This window comes from Vibrio sp. 10N.222.46.A1, assembly GCF_041473595.1.
In the GTDB taxonomy this organism is placed as follows: Bacteria; Pseudomonadota; Gammaproteobacteria; order Enterobacterales; family Vibrionaceae; genus Vibrio; species Vibrio tasmaniensis_A.
In genome coordinates, this window is sequence record NZ_JBFRSN010000676.1 from 1 (window position 1) to 2095 (window position 2095).

At 41.9% G+C, this 2095-nt stretch carries 3 protein-coding genes; all 3 read right to left on the minus strand.

Annotated elements, in window-relative coordinates:
- A partial coding sequence (locus AB4496_RS18195; RefSeq protein WP_372131555.1) for a hypothetical protein occupies positions 1-353 on the minus strand: 353 nt, incomplete at its 3' end.
- 32 nt (positions 354-385) lie between these two features.
- Positions 386-1429 (minus strand): two-component system response regulator, encoded by a 1044-nt coding sequence (locus tag AB4496_RS18200; RefSeq protein ID WP_102257296.1) that lies wholly within the window; start codon positions 1427-1429, stop codon positions 386-388.
- 218 nt (positions 1430-1647) lie between these two features.
- Positions 1648-2095 (minus strand): protein kinase domain-containing protein (locus AB4496_RS18205; RefSeq protein WP_372131557.1); only part of this gene is annotated, 448 nt, incomplete at its 5' end.

Genomic DNA, 2095 nt, shown 5'->3' on the forward strand with positions numbered 1-2095 from the left:
AGCCCGACATATTGCTTGAATTGAATCAAATATTCCGTGAGTAGATTGCTCGGAAGTGATTCCGCATATTGATTGGCATAATCGTCGGCTAAACTTATAGTTTGCTTTGCTTCTTGATTAAAGTTGGCAATGACTTTTTCGTTATAGTCGTTACTGAAAGACAACTCGTAAACACGCAGTTTATCGAGGGAGGTCAATAGTCGAGTACTAGAAGCGTACTGTTCGACACCGATGAAGCGATCGTTGAGATTGATCCAAGCGCCCACTGCGACGGAAAACACAACGACAGCCGCAACGAGAAAAGAGATTAAGATTATTTTGGAATCAGTAGCAAATCTTGAAACAGTATTCATAAAGTACCTGTATTGATAAAGTACCAGCGAACTTAGTGTTCTGGTTCATCAGAAAAAGAGTCTTTGATCGCTAACATCTCGTCGAGCTTATTTATGAAGATAGGCACTAAGTTAGGGTCAAAATGATGGCCAGCTTGTTCTTGAATCAGCTCAATCGCTTTTTGAATAGGCCAAGCTTTTTTGTATGGGCGTTCGCTAGTCAATGCGTCGAATACGTCGGCAATCGCTACAATTCGCGCGCTGAGAGGGATATCTTCACCGGATAGCTTGTGAGGGTAGCCGCTACCATCCCATTTTTCATGATGATATAGCGCAATTTCTTGGGCGAGTTTTAGTAGTTTGGAATCGTTATCACCAATGATGTCCCCACCAATGGTGACGTGTGTTTGCATGATTGCCCACTCTTCAGGATCCAGCTTTCCTGGTTTGCCTAATATGTTGTCCGGGATGCCAATTTTACCGATGTCGTGCATTGGCGCCGCTTGGAATAGTAGCTCAACCCACTCTTCGTGCACGTCTAACTGCTGAGCCAGAATTTTCGAGTAGTAACTCATTCTTACAACGTGCATTCCCGTTTCATTGTCTTTGTACTCTGCTGCCCGGCCGAGCTTGCGGATTATCTCCAATCGACTCATTGCCAAAGCTTCCGTTCTTTGTCGTACCTTGCGAGACAGTGCCAAGTTTTGGTCGTAGAGGGAGATTTGCGTGACAACACGAGCTTTCACAATAGGTGGGCTAACTGGTTTAGTGATGTAATCAACAGCGCCTAGCTCAAAGCCCATTTGTTCATCGACCATATCGGTTTTCGCGGTAACAAAAATTACAGGGATATTGGCGGTGACTGGATCATTTTTAAGTCGGCGACACACTTCATACCCATCCATTTCTGGCATCATTATATCGAGCAGGATCAGGTGTGGTTTTGGATGTGAAGAGGCAATCTTTAACGCTTTTTGACCTGACGTCGCAGCTTTAATTTTAAAGTCTTCATTGAGGATACCTGACAGGGTGTGGATGTTGTCTGGGATATCATCAACAACCAGAATAATGGGTTTATCTGTCGTAATTTGATTCATTTTTCGTCCCTAAAAAATTTAATCAGATTGCTATGTTCTATGCTATTAAAGCGTAGTGGAATTTGGTGGAAATGCATGATTTCTGGAGGGTTAATTATTGGTTTTGGAATCTAAAAGGAAATAATGGAGTCCCTTTCTATGAATAGATATTTTATATGTTAACCTTTATTTAACAAAGAATAACTTTATCTATGGTGTAGTCTCGGGCTAATACTATTCTAGCTCCTACATTTCCTTAACAGCATGTGATACCTGCTAGGTAGACTTATGTATTGGAAGGACTGTTTTGAGCTACTTTTGTTATCAAATTGGTCAAAGTACTCTTCTAGTATCACTGCAAGAGCGAACCAGTCATCGAATTTGCCTAAGACTGAACTAGGTGTTGAATACCTTGGTGTATAGCTTTCAAAACGTAGCTCGGAACGCAGAGTTCCGTTCTTTATGACAGAGCCGAAGTCAATTAAATGTACTTGCCCTTGAGGAGTCAATACGATGTTAGATGGTTTAATGTCACCATGAACGAAACCAAGTTTGTGGACTTGATGAATCGAGCGCTCTAGCAAGGTAATCCAGTTGGTAGGGAAGTTGTTTGACTTAGAAGGCTCGGTTTGGATTTGTAATAGTGTTATTCCACAAATGTGGGAAAGGACTAGATAGTCACTCTGC